This window comes from Streptomyces sp. NPDC048269 (genome assembly GCF_040652395.1).
Classification (GTDB): Bacteria; Actinomycetota; Actinomycetes; order Streptomycetales; family Streptomycetaceae; genus Streptomyces.
The window spans coordinates 1-19,199 of record NZ_JBEZLW010000048.1 but is presented as its reverse complement, the minus strand read 5'-3'; the positions used below and the strand labels follow the sequence as shown (position 1 = coordinate 19,199).

Sequence of the window (19,199 nt, the reverse complement as noted above, 5' to 3'; positions counted from 1 at the left end):
CGAGGAAGGAAGCCGCTGTGAGCGAGGACGACGTTCTCCTCGGCATCGCCCTGGTCGTGACCCTGGCCACCGCCTGCCAGATCCTCGCCGGCAAACTGCGCGTCCCCGCACTGATCCTGCTGCTGCCGGCCGGCTTCGCCGCGGGCGCCCTGACCGACATCGTCCATCCGGACCTGCTGATCGGGGAGGATTTCTCCGCCCTGGTGTCCCTGTCCGTGGCAGTGATCCTCTACGACGCCGGGCTGGGCCTCGACCTGCGCAACCTCAAAGGCCACACCCGCGCGGTCGTGGGCAGGCTGCTGCTCTTCGGAGTGGGCTTCACCTTCTTCGCCGTCTGTGCCGTCGCCCCGGCCCTGTTCAGCATGTCCCTCAGGGTGGCCGCGATGGTGGGCATGATCCTCGTCGTGTCGGGGCCCACCGTCGTGGGGCCCCTGCTCCAGTACGTGCGGCCGACGGACAAGGTACGGCGCCTGCTGATCTGGGAAGGAACGCTGACCGACCCCATCGGCGCCATCCTCGGAGCACTCGTCTTCCACGCCATCGCCACCACGCACCGGATCGACATCGGCCGGGGATACCAGCTGGGCCAGTTCGTCATCAGCCTGGCCGTCGGCCTCCTCGGCGGCGCCGTGGGGGTCGCTCTGCTCTGGCTCACCCTGCGCGTGCTCCGGCTCGGCGAGGCACTCGGGACCCTGGCGCAACTGGCCACGGTGATCGCCGTGTCGGCAGGGTGCGACATCGTCAGGGACGACACCGGGCTCATCGCCGCGATCGTCACCGGTATGGCCGCAGCCAACATCCGGGGCTTCGACATCCCCGCTCGCAGGCCCTTCTTCGAGACACTGGTCCAGCTGATCATCGGACTGCTGTTCATCTCCATCTCTGCCGGCGTCACCCCTGCCTCCCTGAAGCCCGTGCTCCTTCCCACGCTCGTCCTCGTCGCGATCCTCGTCCTCGTGGTACGGCCGCTCGTGGCCTTCACCGCCACCATGCGCACGGACATGACCATGGGGGAACGGGCATTCGCGGGATGGATGGCTCCGCGCGGCATCGTCGCGGCCTCCACCGCGGCGGCCTTCGCCACGACCCTCGTCCAACTGGGGCTCCACGGGGCTTCCAAAATCCTTCCGATCACCTTCCTGGTGATCGTCTCAACGGTCGTGCTGTACGCGCTGACCGCCGGCCCCATGGCCCGGCTGCTCGGCGTCGCCAGGCCGAACCGCACACAACCCCTCCTGGTGGGCGGCGCTCCGTGGGTGATCGCACTGGGAAGAGCCCTGCGGTCGGCGGGGCTCGACGTGCAGATGTGGGCGGGACTGGCCGAGGAGCGCGAACGGATCGAGGACGCCGGAATCAGCCTGGCCAGAGGGGACCTGCTGGCGACGGCCACCAACCCCAGGGCGCGGCTGGAGGGCGTCAACGCCGTCTACCTGCTCACCGATGACGACGACTTCAACGCGCTCGCCTCCGTGGTCGTCGAGGGAAACGTCGCGGGCCCCGTCTACCGGGTGGGACCGCCCCACGGGAGCCATGGTGTCGTCGCGCCCTACACGGGCGGCGCCGTCCTGTTCGGCGGTTCGCTCGTCAGACACGTCCTGGCAGCACGGTACGAGGAGGGCGCCCGGTTCCTGGTGCAGCCCGCGTCCGATCCGCTCCCGCCCGGACACGAAGCGCTGTTCGTGGTCCATGACGACGGCCGGCTGGAGCCGGTGGACGGGACGCAGGCCGTCATGCCGGAAGCGGGCGACCTCGTCGTTCTGCTCGGCCCCGTACCGCCGGAGCGGCAGGACCCGCCCCAGGGCTCCGTTCCGTCCGCCGACTGAGCGCGCCGCACAGGGCGCCCGTCCCCCGCCCGGACAGCCCTCAGCCGCCCTGCCGCATGCGGTTCAAGGTCTCGTCCAGCGTGATGGCCGCATCGATGAGAGCCAGGTGAGTGAACGCCTGGGGGAAGTTGCCGAGCTGTCGGCCCGTCAGGGCGATCTCCTCGGAATACAGGCCCAGGTGATTGGCGTACGTCATCATCTTCTCGAGCACGAGCCTGGCCTGATCCGCCCGCCCGGCCCGTGCCAGGGCATCGACGTACATGAAGGTGCACAGGGAGAAGGTTCCTTCGGAGCCGCGCAGGCCGTCGGGCGAGGCCTCGGGGTTGTAGCGGTAGACGAGGCTGTCGGTGACCAGCTCCCGGTCCATCGCGTCCAAGGTGGACGTCCACATCGGGTCGTCCGGCGTGATGAAACCCACCGTCGGCATCCGCAGCAGCGACGAGTCGAGCACATCGCTGCCGTAGTGCTGGACGAACGCCTTGCGCGCGGGGTCCCAGCCCTTGGCCAGGATCTGCTCGTAGATGTTGTCGCGCTCAGTGGCCCACCGGGCGCTCTCGGCCGGCCGGCCGTGGGCGACCGCCAGCCGCAGGGCGCGGTCGAACGCGACCCAGGACATGACCCGGCCGTACGTGAAGTGCTGGCGCCCGCCGCGGGTCTCCCACAGCCCCTCCCCGGCCTGGTCCCAGTGGTCCACGAGCCAGTCGAGCAGCGTGCGCAGCGACGTCCAGCCCCGGATGTCCAGGTGGATGCCGTGCTGGTGGGCGAAGGAGATGCTGTCGAGCGCCTCGCCGTAGATGTCCAGCTGCAACTGGGTCGCGGCGCCGTTGCCGATGCGCACCGGCGCGGACCCCTGGTACCCCTCCCAGTGCTCCAGGACCTCCTCGTAGAGGTCGGACGAACCGTCCACCCGGTACATGATGTTCAGCGGTCCCGTGCTGGTGTCGCGGCCGGCCTTCTCCTTCACCCGGTCACCCAGCCAGCCGATGAATGCCCTCGCCTCCTCCGTGAACCCCAGCCCCAGCAGGGCGTACACGGAGAAGGACGCGTCACGGATCCAGGTGAACCGGTAGTCCCAGTTGCGCTCGCCGCCCAACTGCTCCGGCAGTCCCGCCGTGGGGGCCGCCACCAGGGCGCCGGTGGGTGCGTACGTCATCAACTTCAGGGTCACGGCGGAGCGCTCCACCATCTCGCGCCATCGGCCCGCGTACCGGGACTGGTGGAGCCACGACCGCCAGTACTGCCGGGTGTCGGCGAAGAGCTCCTGGAACTCGGCGACGCGGATCTCGCGCGGCGGCCCCTCCGCGGCCGACTCCATGACCAGACCCCGCTGCTGTCCGGCCTCGAGCGCGAGCGTGACGTGCAGGCCGTGATCGCCGGTGAGGGTGTGCACCACCCGTTCGTCCTGCGGCTCCCGCACCACGTGGAGGGTGAGTTCCAGGTCCTCCGAAGCGAACACCGCTCCGTTCTCCGTGACGTGCAGGGTGTGGGATTTGCGGCCGTAGTCGAACCGGGGGGCGATGTCGATTTCGAACGTCATGGTGCCGCGTACGCACCGGAGCATGCGGACCAGGCTGTGGCGGTCGGTGGCCGTCGTTCCGGTCACCGGCATGAAGTCGACCACCTCGCCGGCACCCGCCTCGGTCATGAACCGCGTCACGAGGATCGCGGTGTCCGGCAGGTACAACTGCTTAGTGGTGTACGTCCTGTCCGCCGGTCTGACCGTGAAGTGCCCGCCCTTCTCCCAGTCGAGAAGAGCGCCGAACACACTGGGCGAATCGAAGCGCGGGCAGCAGAACCAGTCGATCGTTCCGTCCGTGGTCACCAACGCTGCGGTCTGCAGGTCCCCTATGAGGCCGTGATTTTCGATCAGCGGGTAGTCAGCCATGGGAGAACCCCTTCCGACGCCACCCAGTCAGCGTAGGCGCGAAATCCCCGATGAGCCTGCCGAGCCGGCAGCCTCTGCATCAGCCGGAAACCGGCTTTAACATGGGAACGCACGAATTGGATGTTCCCGCCGCGTTTCACCGCCGGACCCGGAGGCTGCCCGTGCTGTCGAACCTTGGGCGGGCTCCCGACGCCCGCGGGGCACTCCGGTGCGGACTGCGCGCGAGCCGACGATGATGTCCTGGGCGGCGCGCTTCCGGTTGCGGCAGTACGCCAAGGCAAGCCTGTGGATCCTCCCCCTGATCGGGCTCCTGCTGGGGACGGTGTTCGCCGAATGGGCCGCCGGCGTGGAAGGGGCCGGCTGGCTGCCGGACAGCTGGCGGTACTCCGCGACGACGGCGAGCAGTGTGCTCAGTTCTGTCGTCGGGTCCATGGTCGCGCTGCTGGGGTTCGTCGTGACCATCGGGGTACTCGTCGTCCAGCAGGCCACGGGGACGTTGTCCCCGCGCTACATGCGCCTGTGGTACCGCGACCGGCTGCAAAAGGCCGTGCTCGCCACGTTCACGGGAACCTTCGCGTACGCCTTTTCGCTCTTGCGCAAGATCGAGTCGGACGCCGTCCCCGACCTGGGGGTGACCCTCTCCGGCGTCGCCGTCTCCGTCAGCCTCATGCTTCTGCTGATCTACCTGAACCGGTTCACCCACAACCTCCGGCCCGTGGCCATCGCCGACCTGGTGGGGCGCTTGGGCGGGAAGGTGCTCATCCGCGCGACGGAACGCATCCACCACTCCTCGGCACGCGACGAGGTTTCCGTGCCGCCTGCCGGTCCGGTGATCCACATCCGCTCCGAACGGGGCGGAGTCATGCAGGCGTTCGATGCGGCGGGGCTGATCGCCACCGCCGTCCGCCACGACTGCGTGCTAGTCCTGGCCCACCAGGTCGGTGACTTCGTACCGCCCGGCACCACCCTGGTCGAGGCCCACGGCTCTGCGTCGGAGCCCGACCCACGGCGGGTGACCGGACTCGTCGCCCTCGGAACCGAGCGCACCATCGAGCAGGATCCCGCCTTCGCCCTGCGCATCCTCGTCGACATCGCCATCCGTGCCCTCTCTCCCGCGGTGAACGACCCCACCACCGCCGTGCAGGTGCTCAACCACATCGACACGTTCCTGCACACGGTCGGCCCGGCCAGACTCCGCGACCGGTACGTGCTCGCCGACGACCAGGACCGGCCCCGGCTGGTGGTGCCGGGCCGCGGCTGGGAGGACTACCTTCAGCTCGGCGTCACCGAGATCCGTGAGTACGGGGCCACGTCCCTCCAGGTGTGCAGGAGGCTCCGCGCGCTGCTGGAGGACCTGCTCGAAACCCAGTCGGCCGAGCGTCTCCCGGCGGTGCGCGCGGAACTCGCCCTCCTCGAGGAATCCGTCCAGCGGTCGTTCAGCGACCTCGCCCGCCGCGCCGGCGCCCAGACGGCCGACCGGCAGGGAATCGGCGGTGGGCGGCGTCCCCGGAGCGAACCCTCCCGATGAGCCGTTCACTCCTTCGGGCCGCCACGACCCACCACGTTTCCGTGCTCGGTGTCACGCGCGACCCGGAGAACGACCACTTGTACGTGGGTCGTTCAGAAGGGTGACCGTCGTCCCCAGCCGTCGTCTCCAGCACGCCGCGTATCCCCCGACGGCGTCCTCCACCGCAGGGAGATCACAGCCGCCAGTACGTACCCGCACGGGAGTCGACGTGCACCACGTGCCGGCCGACGCGCACCACGTGGTGGTCCGGCCCGGACCAGGAGCCGGAGAAACCGTCGGTGCCGGACAGTGGGGTCCAGATCTCCAGGAAGGTGCTGCCGTCCGCGTTGGTGCCCCGCTCGACGAGGTTCGCACCCTCCCACCGCAAGGTACCGGCGTCTTCGCCGGGCTCGCCCGTGAGGTGGTGGAAGTGCACCTGGGAGCCGTCGAAGGAGGTCGTGCCGGCGAAGCCCCGGCTGTCGGCGTAGTACGTTCCCGCCTGCAGCCACACCACTTCGCGGTCCTCGACGAGGGGTCCGCCGTTGCGGCTGATACCGCGCCGCAGCCAGGCGCCGGGCTCGGGCACCGGGACGCCGTGGACGCCGCCCGCCGGCTCGGGCTCAGGCCCGGTCATCGGTGCCGCGGTTCCACGGCGTCTACGTCTACGTCTACGGCGTCCACGGCCAGGAGCGTCAGCGGTACGTTGCCACGTACTGCCTGCGAGTACGGGCAGACCGCGTCTGCCCGGTGCAGCAGGGGCTGGAGGTCCGCCGCACGCCACCCCGGAAGGCTGACGGTGAGGGCCACCGCGAGGCCGTAGCCCGCGGGCGTGTCCGTGGTGCCGAGCCGCACTTCGCAGGCCACGCGCGCGGCGGATGCGTCCGCCCCGAACTCGGCGGCGACCTCCGCGAGCGCGGAGGTGAAGCAGGCGGCGAAACCGGCCGCGAACAGCTGCTCGGGGTTGGTGGTGCCGGGAACCTTCTTGCGCGGCGGGGCAAGGCGGACGTCCAGGCGCCCGTCGTCCGTGCGGACGGATCCGGTACGCCCCCCGGCGGCATGCGCGGTCGTCCGGTACAGGCTGCGGGTGAGTGGCACGGTCATGGCGTTCGGCCCATCTTGCTCGACGAGGACGCTGCCCGGGTACGGACAGCGGACGGCGCTGCTCGTGCAGCACCTCGCGCGTCGTCGTGCGTAACCGGGTACGGCGCATCTCGTCCGGGGCCTTGGATCCTGGCCGCCGGACAATGTAGCAACGGAGGCAGCCGGGCGCGGCCTCGCCCCCCGGTGACCTGCCTCACCTCCCGTCGGCCCCGTCGGCCCCGTCGCGATCCGGGGACGCGGGCCGGTGCCCGCTGCGGTAGGCCCCGGGGGGCATGCCCTCCCACCGGGTGAAGGCGCGGACCAGGGCCGTTGCGCCGCTCAGGCCGACGAGGGGGGCGATCCGGTCCAAGGGCAGGGCCGTGGTTTCCAGCAGCCGCCTGGCCCGGCCGTGGCGGGCGGTGTCGAGCAGCGCGCGCCACGACGTGCCCTCCGCGTGCAGCGCCCTGCGCAGGCTCCGGACGCTCAGATTGAGTTCCTTGGCGGGGCCCTCGGGGCCCGCGTCCTCGAGCGCGGCGTGCTCCAGCCACTGCCGCACGCGCTCGGCCGCGGTCGCGGCAGTGGACAGCCGGCCCAGGAGCCGGTCTGCGTAGGACCGGTGGAGGGCGTTGAGCGCCGGGTCGTACAGGGGGCGGCGCCTGTCGAGGTCCTCGTTGGCCACCGTGATCGCGTTCTCCGGAGCGTCGAAGGTGACGGGGCAGCCGAGGACGCGGGCGTACGGCTCGGCCGTGCCCGCACGGGGATGGGCGAAAGACACGGCCAGTGGCGCCCAGTCGTCCCCGGCGATCCAGCGGGCGGCCCGCACCATGCTGCTGACGATCGCCTCCACCTGCTGGGGGTGCATGGCCGCCGGGTCGACGGTCGGCCGGTAGCAGATCCGGCTGACGCCGCTACTGCGGTGCACGGTCACCGTGCCCGCCTGGCTCACCAGGGGGTGGTAGCGCTCGGCGGCCAGCGCGGCGTCGGCGAGGCTGGCGCAGGTGAGGACGAGGTGGCCCAGGATGTGCAGGCCTTCGGGCCGGATGCGGTCGCCCACGAGGAGCCCGGTGTGCGGGCCGGCGTCCCGGGCGCCGAGCACCGCGTCCCACAGGGCGCGCATCTCGCCGAACTCCAGCCGGTCCGTGGGCAAGGCCCAGGGACCGGACCCGCCGGTGCCCTCCGTGGCGCTCAGGACGGCGAGGGCGTAGCACGCGGTGACGGAGGGCGGCTCGATGGTGGACACGGCCGCCAGTCAATGCGGGCTCACCACCCCCGTCAACACCGTCGGCCGGCCAAGCGCCGGGAGCCGGGTTCGGAGAGTCAACGGCTTGGCCGCCGGAGTGAATGACGGGGCCGCGGGCCGCTCCTAAGGTCGGCCTTCGGACATCGAGGGGATCAGGGGCCCCCGGAGTGCCGGGGAAGCGTGCTGCCCTGATCACCACCGCTCAGAGGAGTACGCCGTGATTCTCTTCCTGCTCCCCGCAGGCGACTACGACCCGACCGAGGCGGCGGTGCCCTGGGCCGCGCTGCGGGACGCGGGCTTCGAGGTGCGGTTCGCAACCCCCGAGGGGAAGGTCGCGCTCGCCGACTCCCGGCTCACGGACCTCGGCTTCTCCTGGCTGTCGCCCTGGCTGATGACCCGCCGCGCCGAGCTGGCCACCTACCGGCGTCTCACCGAGGACCCCTCGTTCCTCGCCCCCTTCTCCTACGCGGATGTCGACCCGGCCGACCTCACGGGCCTGTTCGTACCCGGTGGACACGCCGCGGGCATGCGGACGCTGCTGGAGGACGCCACCGCCCAGCAGCTGTTCGCCCGGGTCTTCACCCAGGGGCTGCCCGTGGGGGCCGTCTGCCACGGCGTGCTGCTCGCCGCCCGGGCCGAGGATCCCGCCACCGGGCGCTCGGTCCTCCACGGTCGGCGGACGACGGCCCTGACGTCCCTGCTGGAGCTGACCGGGTGGAACCTCACCCGGTTCTGGCTGGGGCGCTACTACCGCACGTACCGCACCACCGTGCAGCAGGAGGTGACCGCGGCGCTCGCCGATCCGGGCCACTTCCTCGCCGGCCCGCCGCTGCCCGTCCGCGACACCGCCGCCCGGCCCGGACGCGGCTTCACCGTCAAGGACGGCAACTACGTCTCTGCCCGGTGGCCCGGCGACTGCCACCGCCTGGCGGGGGAGTACCTGGCCCTGGTCCGTGCCCATGCTGCGGGAGCGGTGCACCGGTCGGGCTGAGCCCGGCTGGCACCGCGCAGGCGCGGGCGGCGGCCGAAGACCATCTCCGAATTGTCATGAACGCATCGTGAAAGGGATGGGGATGAATCGACGAAGAGCCTTCGGGCGAATCCGGTACCTGTTACTCGGCCTGGTCCTCGCGATGGCCACCCTGCTGCTCGGCCCCGCCGCCGCCGGCGCGTCGGCGGGCCCGCCGTGGTGGGAGCCCGTGGCGCGCCCGGCCCCGGACTCGCAGGTCAACGTCACGGGGGAGCCCTTCACCGGGACCGACGCCCAGGGCCGGGTGCGCGGATACGTCGACGCGCACGTCCACCTGATGTCCAACGAGGGTTTCGGGGGGCGGCTGGTCTGCGGAAAGGTCTTCTCCACGGCAGGAGTGACGGACGCCCTCAAGGACTGCCCCGAGCACTACCCGAACGGCGTCCTCGCCCTCTTCGACATGATCACCAAGGGCGGTGACGGCAGGCACGACCCGAACGGCTGGCCCACGTTCGAGGACTGGCCCGCCCACGACTCCGCCACCCACCAGCAGACCTACTACGCCTGGGTGGAGCGGGCCTGGCGGGGCGGCCAGCGGATCCTGGTGAACGACATGGTCACCAACGGCGTCATCTGCTCGATGTACTTCTTCAAGGACCGCGGCTGCGACGAGATGACCGCGATCAGGCTCCAGATCCAGAAGACGTACGAACTCCAGGACTACGTCGACAACATGTACGGAGGGCCCGGCAAGGGCTGGTTCCGCGTCGTCACCGAGCCCGACCAGGCACGCCAGGTCATCCAGGCGGGCAAGCTCGCGGTCGTCCTCGGGGTCGAGACGTCCGAGCCGTTCGGCTGCAAGCAGGTCTTCGATCGAGCACAGTGCACGATGGCCGACATCGACCGCGGCCTCGACGAACTGCACCGCCTCGGCGTGCGCAGCATGTTCCTGTGCCACAAGTTCGACAACGCCCTGTGCGGCGTCCGGTTCGACTCCGGCACGACCGGCATGGCCATCAACGCCGGCCAGTTCCTTTCGACCGGGACGTTCTGGAGCACGGAGCCGTGCCCCGGCCCCCAGCAGGACAACCCCATCGGCTTCGGACTCGCCGCAGGACTGTCGGCCGAGGGAGCGCAGGAGCACGACACGGCCGAGGATCCCCGCACCTCGCCGGCCGAGGCGGAAGCCAGGATCCGCGCCGCCCTGCCGGAGGGGACCGAACTGCCGCAGTACGGACCCTCGCTCCAGGCGCAGTGCAACCGCCGCGGCCTGACCGCGCTGGGCGAGTACGCGGTGCTCGGCATGACCAAGCGCAACATGATGCTCGAGATCGACCACATGAGCGTCAAGGCAGCGGACCGGGCGCTGCACTTGCTCGAATCCGAGCGCTACTCCGGCGTGCTCTCCACCCACGGCTGGATGGACGACAACTGGACCGAGCGGGTCTACCGCCTTGGCGGCTTGATCACCGGCCACATGTACGAGGCGCCCGCGTTCACCGCCGAGGCGCGCAGACACGCCGCCCTGCGCGCCAAGTACGGCGCCGGGTACGGGATCGGCACGGACATGAACGGTTTCGCCTGGCTCCCCGGCCCCCGGGCCGCCGCCGGAAACCCCGTCCGCTACCCCTTCCGCAGCCCCGACGGCGGCTCGGTCCTCGACCGGCAGGTCACCGGTTCCCGCGTCTGGGACGTCAACACCGACGGTGGCGGCACCCACTACGGCCTCGTACCGGACTGGATCGAGGACATCAGGGTCACCGGCGGTCAGGACGTGGTGGACGAGCTCATGCAGGGCGCCGAGGGCTACCTGCGCACCTGGGAGCGCACCCGCGGCCACACCACCCCCTACACACTCCTGGTACGCGGCTACCGCCCCCACGCCGGGCACCTGGCCTCCTCGCGCCCCCTGCCCGCCGGGTTCACCCACGAGGGGGTCTGGAAGGTGCTGCGGGACCCCGCGCCCGACACGGTCCGGCTCTTCGAGTGCAAGGTGGCGGACCACTCGCTGCTGACCCCCGACCCGGGGTGCGAGGGCCAACAGGTCCTCGGCGCGGTCGGATACGTGTACACCAAGGCGGTGCCGGGCTCGGTGCCCCTCTACCGGTGCTACATACCCTCCGTATTCGACCACTTCGTAACCAGTCGAGCCGACTGCGAGGGTCCCTACACGAAGGAGGGCCTGCTCGGCTACGCCATGCCGGTGACCGCGTCGTAGCGGCCCACGCAAGGGTGCCCCCGGCGCGTGCGACCCCGGGGCACCCTTGCGGGGATCCGAGGTCAGCGCGATGACCGGATCGAGTGCCGGCCGCCCTCGCCGATCGTCACGATCGGGTTGCCGGTGTCGGTGCACGGTCATGGGCGACTGGGCGACTGGGCGGTGGAGGAACACGCGCGGTCGGCCAGAACGGCGAAGGACATCGCGGCCAACGTCTTGCTGCTGGTCGACGAGTCGATGCCATGGGAGGAGCCGGGCGAAGCCCACCTCGCCCGCCTCGCCGCGTCAGCGCCCGGCTGTCGCCTGATGCCTGCACAGCCAGGCCGTCGCCGCGCCCGCATCGCCTTCTCCGACGCCGCCGCGAAGCAGCTGGGGAACATCACCGACGAGGCGGAGATCCACGCGCTGGACCGCGCCCTGGTCGTCATCTCCGTCGACCCTGACATCGGCGAGCCCATCCCGGGCCACACCACGGACCCCCGGCTGCGCCAGTACGCCGACGAAGTCGAGTCCGTCCGCGTCCTGTACTTCGTCACCGCGCTGCGCACCGTAGTGGTCGTGGCGTACATCGAGGTCTAGCAGCCTGGACGGGCCGCGGCCCTGAGGCCTCAGGGCCGCGGCACGTGTGCGTGAGAACGGGGTTCTGCCACACATTCCCTCAGGACGATCAACGGGACTGCCATGGACTGCGAGAGTGGCCGGCCTCTCGACCTGCTGCCCGGGAGTCGCGACGGTGCGACCCCGGCCGGCTGGCTGCGTGAACACCCGGGATCCGAGAGTATCTGCCGTGACCGGGCCGGTTCGTAGGCCCCCGGTGCCCGAACCGGTCTCCGAGTGCCGTGACCCTGACCTGGCACAGCTGTCGCAATCTCACTTCAGATCGGTGCGAGGATCGATGGCCCAGTGGTTGGTTCGCAAGATGCGGTCGGCGAAGGTCACGTCTTCCTCACCCAGGGACCTGAAGCCGAGGGACCGGCATATGCCATTTGACGGAGCATTCGCTATCGCTGGAAACGCATGCACGACTCCCCATCGATCTTCTTCGCGGGCCAGTTCAAGTAACGCGCGGACAGCCAGCTTGCCGAGACCCCGTCCCTGAAACTCTGGCAGCACCATCCAGCCGATCTCGGCAATCTGCCGGCCGTCAGCGTCGTGGGGCCACAGGGTCACGGTCCCCGCCACCACTGCCGGTTCCGTCTCGTCGGGAATGATCATCTTGATCCACTGAGTGCCCTCTGCCGCACTCCGAACGTCACGCTCGACCTTCGCCGCCATCCCTTCAGGAGGAAGCGGGCCGCCGAGGTCAACCATCATGGCTGGGTCACATCGCATCCGAACGTAGGCTTCGACGTCGCCAAGCTCAACATCACGCAAACGCATGCACTTACCCTCCGACTTGCCGGGGTCGCCCCCACGATCACGCGCGGTCCCCAACGACGCTACGTCACCGAGGACCGTTCCGTTGATCGTTCTCACGGCATGTGTGCCAGAACCGAGAACGGGAGTCGTTCATGGACGACTCCGGGAGTCAGTAGGCCTCTGTGCTAGGGCTCCGCCCACTCCGCATCGCAAGGAGAGCGAGGGTACGTGCGGGCTACGGTGGTGTCCCCGCCTGCTCCGGCGGATGACAGGATGGCCGGATGGATATCCTCCGCAGGAACAACGTGAAGGTCAGCGGATCACCCGGCAGCCCCGTGGTCATGCTCGCGCACGGGTTCGGCTGCGATCAGAACATGTGGCGCCTGGTGGCCCCAGCGCTGGCCGAGGAATTCCAGGTGGTCCTGTTCGACTACGTCGGGTCGGGCGGTTCCGACGCGTCCGCTTGGAACGACGAGCGGTACGCTTCGCTGGACGGCTATGCCCGCGACGTGACCGAGGTCTGCGAGGCCCTGGACCTGAGGGACGTGGCCTTCGTCGGGCATTCGGTCAGCGCGATGGTCGGGGTCCTCGCGGCCGCCGCCGCCCCTGAGCGGCTCTCCTCCCTGGTCATGGTCGGCCCTTCACCGTGCTACATCGACGACGACACCTACCGCGGCGGCTTCAGTGCCGAGGACATCGACGAGTTGCTGGAGTCACTCGAGTCGAACTACCTCGGCTGGTCGACCGCCATGGCGCCGGTGATCATGGGCAACCCGGAGCGGCCGGAGCTGGGACAGGAGCTGACGAACAGCTTCTGCGCCACCGATCCGGCCAAGGCCCGCGTCTTCGCCCGCACCACGTTCCTCTCCGACAGCCGCGGCGACCTGAAGTCGGTGGGCGTGCCGACGCTGGTGCTGGAATGCACCGAGGACGTGATCGCTCCGCGCGAGGTGGGCGCGTACGTCCACGCGGCCATCCCGGGAAGCCGCCTGATCACCCTTGACGCGACGGGCCACTGCCCCCAGCTGAGCGCCCCCGAGGCCACCACGTCAGCCATCAGGGCGTTCGTCCGGAGTCTGCGGTGATGTGCCCCACCGCCCCGAACCCGGAGCGGCCGGAGGGCGAAAAGGCGGCCACCGATGCCGCGTTCTCCACCCTGCTGGAGGACACCGCCGAGGAACTCTACGAGTCGGCGCCCTGCGGCTACCTGTCCACTCTGATGGACGGCACCATCGCCAAAATCAACGAAACGCTCCTGGACTGGCTCGGTCTGACGCGCGAGGCAGTCGTGGGCCGCAAACGCTTCACCGACCTGCTGAGCGTCGGCGGCAAGCTCTACCACGAGACGCATTTCGCGCCGCTGCTGCGCATGCAGGGAAAGATCAGCGAGATCGCGCTGGAGCTCAGGGCATCCGACGGTAGACGGCTTCCTGTCCTGGTCTCCTCCACGGTGAAGACGAGCGGCGACGGCGAGCCGATGCTGATCCGCACCACCGTCTTCGACGCCCGACAGCGTCGCGCCTACGAAAACGAACTGCTCCGCGAGCGCCAGGCGGCGGAAGAGGCGCGCCGCCAGGCCGAAGCCGACCGCGAACGGCTACGGGAAGCCCTCGCGGTGCTGCAGCAGAGCCTGCTGCCCGACACTTTGCCCGCGGTGCCGGGCATGGAGGCGGCCTCCTACTACCACACGGCCTCCATCGACCGGCTCGGCGGAGACTTCTACGACCTGTTCCCGCTGGACGACGAGCGCTGGGCGTTCTTCCTCGGCGACGTCTGCGGCAAAGGCCCCCAGGCCGCAGCCGTGACCTCCCTGACCCGCTACACCCTGCGCGCCGCAGCCCTCCACGATCCCGACCCGGCAGCCGCGCTGACCACCCTGAACACCGTGCTCCACGAGCGGTTCACGGGTGGGGACCCGCGCTACTGCACCACGATCTTCGGCGTGATGGAACCCGACGCCACCGCTGGTACGACAGCCGTGCGCCTCGCATCCGGCGGCCATCCCCCCGCTCTGGTCCTGCGTGCCGAGGGACGGGCCGATTACCTCCCCACCCCCGGCGGTCTCCTCGTCGGTATCCTGCCCGATCCCCATTTCACCTCTGCCGAGACCACGCTCGGCCCGGGGGACACCCTCCTCCTCTACACCGACGGCCTCACCGAAGCCCGTATCGGTGCGCACCGCGAGCTCTACGGGGAAGACGCCCTGCGCGCCTTCGCCGCCGGCCTCACCCACGGCGGCCCGCAAGAGCTGATCACCGCCCTCACCGGGCTCCTGGACAGCTTCGGCGAGGGACTGGACGACGACACCGCCCTGCTCGCCCTCGGCGTGCCCCATCCCCTCCCTGCTTCGCGAGAGCCCGATCTGACATGAGCGCCCTGAGGATCACCATCCGAGTCGCCACGACCGGTCCCGTACTGGAACTCGCCGGCGACCTCGACTACGACCAGGCCCCCCGCCTGCGGCAGGCTCTGGAGACCCTGAGCCTGCAACCGGGCCAACGGCTCGTCATGGACCTCTCGCGCATACAGTTCTGCGACTCCAGCGGCATCACCGCCCTCGTCGTCGCCCGCAACCTCGCCGCGGGCGCCCGGGCGGACATCGCCCTGGCCGGGGTCCCGGGAAATACGGTCCGCATCCTGCGCATCGTCGGCCTCGACAAGGTCTTCCCCCTCCACCCCGACGTCGACACCGCCGTGGCGGCCAGACCGACCACAGGACCCCCTTGTTGAAGGAGCGTTGTGCCGTCGGGCGGTTCCGGTTGGGGGAACGGTACGCCGCACGGCGCAGGCATCAAGTGCGTTGATGCCTGGACTCCGTGATCACTGCGGCGGCTGCAACGTCGTTGGTCCGGCCCCCGGTTCGCCGGGTGCGTCGGGGCGCCGGCCCGCGGCCTCCGCCGTGATCCGCGCTGCGAGCCCGTCCAGCAGGACGTCGAGCGCGGCGAGGAACACCGTCGTCCCGTCCAACCGGGCCATGTAGGCCACGCTGCGTGCGATGGCCGGGAAGGCGGCCGGGTCGGCCGCGGGGTACTCGCGGGACCAGGCCTGCTCGTCGCCCGTCCGGGCGGCCCCGTCCAGGGTCTCGAACGCCGCGTCCATGCCGGCCCAGGCCAAGGAGAAGTCTCCGTAGACCCGGTGCAGGACGGCGGCCAGTGCGGGGGAGCATCCGGCTCGGCCGAAGGCCGCCAGGATGTGCTCCACGATCCGCATCTCGGCAGGGCGCCGGGTAGTGCGGTAGGTGGCCAGGACCGCCGCTCCGGGATGGCGAAGGGCGGTCTCCCGCGTGCGCAGCGCAAGGTCGCGCAGCGTGTCGCGCCAGCTCTCCGACGGTTGGAACCCAGTCAAGGATTCCTCGAAGAGGCGGTCGGCCAGGGCCAGGTGGAGTTCGTCCTTGTCTCTGACGTAGCGGTACAGGGCGGAAGGGTCGACCCCCAGCCGGGCGGCGAGCCGCCGCACGCTGAGCGCTGCCGCGCCTTCGTCGTCGGCCAGCGCGAGCGCGGCGTCCACGATGATCCGCAGGTCCAGCTCCACCTTGGGGGGACGGCCCCTGCCTCGTGCTGCCATGGGGCGATCAGACCAGGCCGGACAGCGCTTCCGCAAGCCCTGTCGCCCGGCGGAAAATCTTTTACCCACACCGTTGACAAAATAGTGCGGCGAGCGGTTGTCTGCGGGGCACCCAGAACCGAGGAGTGCTGCTCATGGACCAGGGAAGACCCGCCACCGGCGCGGCGCCCGCCGCCGCGTTCCGCAAGACCCTCAGCACCCGGCACGGCGTGGTCATCGCGCTGGCCAACATCAGCCCCACCGTGAGCGTCGGCATAGGCCTCGCCTTCCTCGCCGCACTCGCCGGCACCGCGATGCCCGCCGCCTTCCTGCTCGCGGCCCTGCCGATCCTTGCCGTGTCCGGGGGCTACGCACGGCTCGCCGCCCGCGACCCCAACTGCGGCACGGCATACGTCTGGGTGCGCCGGGCGCTCGGCCCCTGGACCGGCTACCTCACCGGGTGGACATCGGTCGCCACCAACATCCTGTTCCTGTCGTACGCGGGCCAGCTCACCGGCCAGTTCACCCTCGGCCTGCTCGCCGAGGCCGGCGTCAGGGCCGTCTCCCCGGACGACCCCCTCGCGGTCACCGTCACCGGCCTGGTGTGGAGCGTTCTGATCGTGCTGAGCGCGCTGCGGGGGGTGAAGGGAGCCACCGCCGTCCAGAGCCTGCTGCTCGGCATCTCCGCGGTCGTGGTCACCGGCATCGTGATCACCGCCTTCGCCCGGGGCGGCGCGGCCCCCGTCTCCGCCTCGTGGTTCTCGCCCCTCACCTTCCCCGACACGCTGACGCTCCTCGGGGCGACCGTGATGGCGGCGTACATGTTCTGGGGCTGGGAGAGCGCCTTCTCGGTGGTCGAGGAGTCGACCTCGGTCCGCTCCTCGGGCCGTGCCGGAATCATCGCGATCCTGGTCACCACCGGGTTCTTCCTCTTCTCGGCCACCGGCTTCCTGCACGCGCTGAAGCCCGAACAGCTCGCCGATCCTCTCTCCGGTGTCACCGAACTGGCCCGCACCTTCTACGGGACCACCGGCGCGGCCGCCGCCCTCGCCGCGATGCTCTTCGCCACCGTGGCCTGCATGCAGTCGAGCGTCATCGCCGGGGCCCGGCTCACACTCGCCATGGGCCGCGACGGTGTACTGGGCACGAGCTGGACCCGGCTGCATCCCGCATGGGGCACGCCGGTCACCTCCACCGTGCGGATCGCGGCCATCGCCGTCGGAGTCTCGCTCGCGGGGCTCGCGGTCGGCTCCCTGTCCGAAGTGGTCCTCGCCGTGGTCAACTCGGTCGGCATCCTGGTCTCGCTGATGTACGGGGTCGGCGGCATCGCCTGCGTCGTCACCTTCCGCCACGAACTGCGCGGCCGGATCCGCGACACGCTCGTCGTGGGCCTGCTGCCGCTGCTCGGCGGCATCGCCCTACTGCTGCTCGGCTGCCTCGTGGCATATCAACAGTGGACCTCGGTGGACCACTTGGCCTTCGACGCCGAGAACGGACGTTTCCTCACCGTACTGCCCCTCACGGTCATCGCCCTCGGTGTTCCCGCCGCCGTGTGGACCCGCTACCGGCGCAGGGCCGCCTACTTCACGCAGCCGCCGACTCCTCTCCCGCCCGCATCGGCACCTGTCGCCGCCAGGGGCTGACCACCGCGCCACGGGGGCGGACGCGGACGCCCGCCCCCACCGGACACCCCCTCTTCCTCACCACGTCCCTCTTCCCAGCTGCCACCAGCCCCCTCATCGACCCGTCACCCACCGGAGCTCGCACATGCGCCACGCAGACCTCGTCCTCCTCAACGGCACCGTCTGGACCGCTTCCCCCGTACGCCACCGGGTATCGGCGCTGGCCGTCACCGGCGACCGGATCACCGCCCTGGGCACCGACCGGGAGATCCGCGAGCTCATCGGTCCGCGGACCGAGGTGACCGACCTCGGCGGCCGGTTCGTGCAGCCCGGGTTCACCGACGCCCACGTACATCCGGTGATCGCCGGGATCGGAATGCTCGGCTGCGATCTGAGCCCCGGCCGCACCGCCCGGGAGTACCGCGACACGATCGCCGCCTACGCAGCCGCCCATCCCGAGGCCCCCTGGATCCAGGGCAGCGGTTGGTCCTTCGACGCCTTCCCCGGCGGTCTGCCGCACCGCGACCAGCTCGACGACATCCTTCCTGACCGGCCCGCCTACTTCCCCGTCCGCGACGGACATTCGGCGTGGGTCAACTCGCGCGCCCTCGCCCTCGCCGGGCTCGACCGGCACACGCCGGATCCCGCGGACGGCCGTATCGAACGCGACGCCGCGGGCGAACCCACTGGCGTACTGCACGAGGGCGCCATGACGCTGGTCGGGACGTTCGCGCCCGCTCCCTCGGCGGCCGAGGCCCGCGCCGGGCTCCTCGCCGCCCAGGAACTCCTGCACTCGCTCGGGATCACCGGCTGGCAGGACGCGCTCGTCGGCGCGTACGCGGGCTTCCCCGATCCCCTCGACACCTACCTCGCCTGCGACTCCGACGGCTCGCTGACCGCCCGGGTACGCGGAGCGCTCTGGTGGGAACGGGACCAGGACCTCGGCCAGCTCGACTCGCTGCTCGCCCGCCGCGAGAAGGCCGCCCAAGGCCGGCGCTTCACTGCGGGCAGCGTCAAGATCATGCAGGACGGCGTGGTGGAGAACTTCTCCGCCGCCATGCTCGAGCCCTACCTGAACTCCTGCGGCTGCCCGGGCGACAACGCCGGGATCTCCATGGTCGACCCGGCCTTGCTCCGCGACGCCGTGATCGCCCTCGACGGGCACGGTTTCCAGATCCACTTCCACGCTCTCGGCGACCGGGCGGTCCGCGAGGCGCTGAACTCGCTCGAGGCGGCCGTGGCCGTGCACGGCCACACCGGCCTGCGCCACCACCTGGCCCATCTCCAGGTGGTGCACCCCGACGACATCCCGCGTTTCCGCACGCTGCGCGCCGCCGCGAACATGCAGCCGTTGTGGGCCGCCCACGAACCCGCCATGGACGAGCTGACGTTGCCGTTCCTCGGCGAAGAACGGGGGCGGCGCCAATATCCGTTCGGCGCCCTGCACGCGGCTGGTGCGGTGCTCGCGGCGGGCAGCGACTGGTTCGTCTCCAGCCCGGACCCCTGGCACGGCATCCACGTGGCCGTCAACCGCCAGGTGTGGGCCGAGGAACTGGGCGAACCGGATCTGCGCCCGCCGTTCCTGCCCGAGCAGCGGCTCGCCCTCACCGACGCCCTCGCCGCGTACACGGCCGGCTCGGCGTGGGTGAACCACCAGGACGAGGCCGGTGTGATCGCCGTCGGCCGGCTCGCCGACCTCGCGGTCCTGGACCGTGACCCCTTCGCCGTCGCCGCTGCCGACCTGCACTCCATCCGTACCACGCAGACGTACGTAGGCGGTGTACGGGTCTACAGCGCGGGTTAGGCGCCCGGCCCCTCCGTGCACTGCGGACCGTCTGACGAGCAACGCGGAGGGTCGGCGTAGCCAGAGGACCAGGGCGCTGACGGGCTGCCGACGAACGTGGTCGGCGGTGGAGTCGACCAAGACGGTCGACTCCACCCGGACCACGGCC

General features: G+C 70.6%; 16 protein-coding genes and 1 riboswitch. Of the genes, 10 read left to right on the top strand and 6 right to left on the bottom strand.

Annotated features, from left to right (window positions below; translation table 11 throughout):
• Positions 1-17: 17 nt before the first annotated feature.
• On the top strand, positions 18-1,823 hold the full coding sequence (locus tag AB0D48_RS31610; RefSeq protein ID WP_362404694.1) for a cation:proton antiporter: 1,806 nt from the start codon (positions 18-20) through the stop codon (positions 1,821-1,823).
• A gap of 40 nt (positions 1,824-1,863) precedes the next feature.
• Here the strand turns inward: AB0D48_RS31610 and AB0D48_RS31605 are convergent, their stop codons facing one another.
• Positions 1,864-3,708 carry a glycoside hydrolase family 15 protein gene (locus tag AB0D48_RS31605; RefSeq protein WP_362404691.1) on the bottom strand — a complete coding sequence of 615 codons (1,845 nt, stop codon included), beginning with the start codon at positions 3,706-3,708 and terminating at the stop codon, positions 1,864-1,866.
• Between the two features lie 208 nt (positions 3,709-3,916).
• Between AB0D48_RS31605 and AB0D48_RS31600 the strand changes: the two genes are divergently transcribed.
• Positions 3,917-5,236 (top strand): DUF2254 domain-containing protein, encoded by a 1,320-nt coding sequence (locus AB0D48_RS31600; protein WP_362404688.1) that lies wholly within the window; start codon positions 3,917-3,919, stop codon positions 5,234-5,236.
• 172 nt (positions 5,237-5,408) lie between these two features.
• Here AB0D48_RS31600 and AB0D48_RS31595 read toward each other — a convergent pair whose 3' ends face one another.
• From AB0D48_RS31595 to AB0D48_RS31585, 3 genes are all read right to left on the bottom strand, one after another.
• Positions 5,409-5,849 carry a hypothetical protein gene (locus tag AB0D48_RS31595; protein ID WP_362404685.1) on the bottom strand — a complete coding sequence of 147 codons (441 nt, stop codon included), beginning with the start codon at positions 5,847-5,849 and terminating at the stop codon, positions 5,409-5,411.
• On the bottom strand, positions 5,846-6,316 hold the full coding sequence (locus AB0D48_RS31590) for an Ohr family peroxiredoxin (protein ID WP_362404682.1): 471 nt from the start codon (positions 6,314-6,316) through the stop codon (positions 5,846-5,848). The genes AB0D48_RS31595 and AB0D48_RS31590 overlap by 4 nt, the downstream gene beginning before the upstream one ends.
• A gap of 75 nt (positions 6,317-6,391) precedes the next feature.
• A riboswitch (guanidine-III (ykkC-III) riboswitch) is annotated at positions 6,392-6,454 on the bottom strand.
• A gap of 55 nt (positions 6,455-6,509) precedes the next feature.
• Positions 6,510-7,535: an AraC family transcriptional regulator ligand-binding domain-containing protein gene (locus tag AB0D48_RS31585; protein ID WP_362404679.1), complete on the bottom strand. Its 1,026-nt coding sequence runs from the start codon at positions 7,533-7,535 to the stop codon at positions 6,510-6,512.
• Positions 7,536-7,752: 217 nt separating this feature from the next.
• Here AB0D48_RS31585 and AB0D48_RS31580 point away from each other — a divergent pair, with 217 nt between their 5' ends.
• The 3 genes from AB0D48_RS31580 (at position 7,753) to AB0D48_RS31570 (ending at position 11,302) form a co-directional block, all read left to right on the top strand.
• Entirely contained in the window at positions 7,753-8,526 is a 774-nt protein-coding gene (locus AB0D48_RS31580; RefSeq protein ID WP_362404676.1) for a type 1 glutamine amidotransferase domain-containing protein, read from the top strand.
• An 82-nt stretch (positions 8,527-8,608) separates the two neighbouring features.
• On the top strand, positions 8,609-10,723 hold the full coding sequence (locus AB0D48_RS31575) for a hypothetical protein (protein ID WP_362404673.1): 2,115 nt from the start codon (positions 8,609-8,611) through the stop codon (positions 10,721-10,723).
• A gap of 306 nt (positions 10,724-11,029) precedes the next feature.
• Positions 11,030-11,302: a hypothetical protein gene (locus tag AB0D48_RS31570; RefSeq protein WP_362404776.1), complete on the top strand. Its 273-nt coding sequence runs from the start codon at positions 11,030-11,032 to the stop codon at positions 11,300-11,302.
• A gap of 291 nt (positions 11,303-11,593) precedes the next feature.
• Here AB0D48_RS31570 and AB0D48_RS31565 read toward each other — a convergent pair whose 3' ends face one another.
• Positions 11,594-12,103: a GNAT family N-acetyltransferase gene (locus AB0D48_RS31565; RefSeq protein ID WP_362404670.1), complete on the bottom strand. Its 510-nt coding sequence runs from the start codon at positions 12,101-12,103 to the stop codon at positions 11,594-11,596.
• A 260-nt stretch (positions 12,104-12,363) separates the two neighbouring features.
• On the opposite strand from AB0D48_RS31565, the gene AB0D48_RS31560 reads away from it, so the two are divergent.
• The 3 genes from AB0D48_RS31560 to AB0D48_RS31550 are packed head-to-tail and all read left to right on the top strand — an operon-like array spanning position 12,364 to position 14,812.
• Positions 12,364-13,167 (top strand): alpha/beta hydrolase, encoded by an 804-nt coding sequence (locus AB0D48_RS31560; RefSeq protein ID WP_362404666.1) that lies wholly within the window; start codon positions 12,364-12,366, stop codon positions 13,165-13,167.
• Positions 13,167-14,453: a SpoIIE family protein phosphatase gene (locus AB0D48_RS31555; protein WP_362404663.1), complete on the top strand. Its 1,287-nt coding sequence runs from the start codon at positions 13,167-13,169 to the stop codon at positions 14,451-14,453. Before AB0D48_RS31560 ends, AB0D48_RS31555 begins: the two co-directional genes overlap by 1 nt.
• Positions 14,450-14,812: an STAS domain-containing protein gene (locus AB0D48_RS31550; protein WP_362404660.1), complete on the top strand. Its 363-nt coding sequence runs from the start codon at positions 14,450-14,452 to the stop codon at positions 14,810-14,812. The genes AB0D48_RS31555 and AB0D48_RS31550 overlap by 4 nt, the downstream gene beginning before the upstream one ends.
• Positions 14,813-14,902: 90 nt before the next feature.
• Here the strand turns inward: AB0D48_RS31550 and AB0D48_RS31545 are convergent, their stop codons facing one another.
• On the bottom strand, positions 14,903-15,646 hold the full coding sequence (locus AB0D48_RS31545; protein WP_362404656.1) for a TetR/AcrR family transcriptional regulator C-terminal domain-containing protein: 744 nt from the start codon (positions 15,644-15,646) through the stop codon (positions 14,903-14,905).
• Between the two features lie 134 nt (positions 15,647-15,780).
• Between AB0D48_RS31545 and AB0D48_RS31540 the strand changes: the two genes are divergently transcribed.
• On the top strand, positions 15,781-17,268 hold the full coding sequence (locus AB0D48_RS31540) for an APC family permease (protein ID WP_362404653.1): 1,488 nt from the start codon (positions 15,781-15,783) through the stop codon (positions 17,266-17,268).
• Between the two features lie 124 nt (positions 17,269-17,392).
• Entirely contained in the window at positions 17,393-19,051 is a 1,659-nt protein-coding gene (locus AB0D48_RS31535; RefSeq protein WP_362404650.1) for an amidohydrolase, read from the top strand.
• Positions 19,052-19,199 lie beyond the last annotated feature (148 nt).

Coding starts and splice junctions, on each gene's coding strand:
- AB0D48_RS31590 (WP_362404682.1), bottom strand. CDS start 6,316: ATGACCGTGCCACTCACCCGCAGCCTGTACCGGACGACCGCGCATGCC.
- AB0D48_RS31565 (WP_362404670.1), bottom strand. CDS start 12,103: ATGCGTTTGCGTGATGTTGAGCTTGGCGACGTCGAAGCCTACGTTCGG.
- AB0D48_RS31545 (WP_362404656.1), bottom strand. CDS start 15,646: ATGGCAGCACGAGGCAGGGGCCGTCCCCCCAAGGTGGAGCTGGACCTG.
- AB0D48_RS31575 (WP_362404673.1), top strand. CDS start 8,609: ATGAATCGACGAAGAGCCTTCGGGCGAATCCGGTACCTGTTACTCGGC.
- AB0D48_RS31535 (WP_362404650.1), top strand. CDS start 17,393: ATGCGCCACGCAGACCTCGTCCTCCTCAACGGCACCGTCTGGACCGCT.
- AB0D48_RS31570 (WP_362404776.1), top strand. CDS start 11,030: ATGCCTGCACAGCCAGGCCGTCGCCGCGCCCGCATCGCCTTCTCCGAC.
- AB0D48_RS31595 (WP_362404685.1), bottom strand. CDS start 5,849: ATGACCGGGCCTGAGCCCGAGCCGGCGGGCGGCGTCCACGGCGTCCCG.
- AB0D48_RS31540 (WP_362404653.1), top strand. CDS start 15,781: ATGGACCAGGGAAGACCCGCCACCGGCGCGGCGCCCGCCGCCGCGTTC.
- AB0D48_RS31555 (WP_362404663.1), top strand. CDS start 13,167: ATGTGCCCCACCGCCCCGAACCCGGAGCGGCCGGAGGGCGAAAAGGCG.
- AB0D48_RS31550 (WP_362404660.1), top strand. CDS start 14,450: ATGAGCGCCCTGAGGATCACCATCCGAGTCGCCACGACCGGTCCCGTA.
- AB0D48_RS31560 (WP_362404666.1), top strand. CDS start 12,364: ATGGATATCCTCCGCAGGAACAACGTGAAGGTCAGCGGATCACCCGGC.
- AB0D48_RS31605 (WP_362404691.1), bottom strand. CDS start 3,708: ATGGCTGACTACCCGCTGATCGAAAATCACGGCCTCATAGGGGACCTG.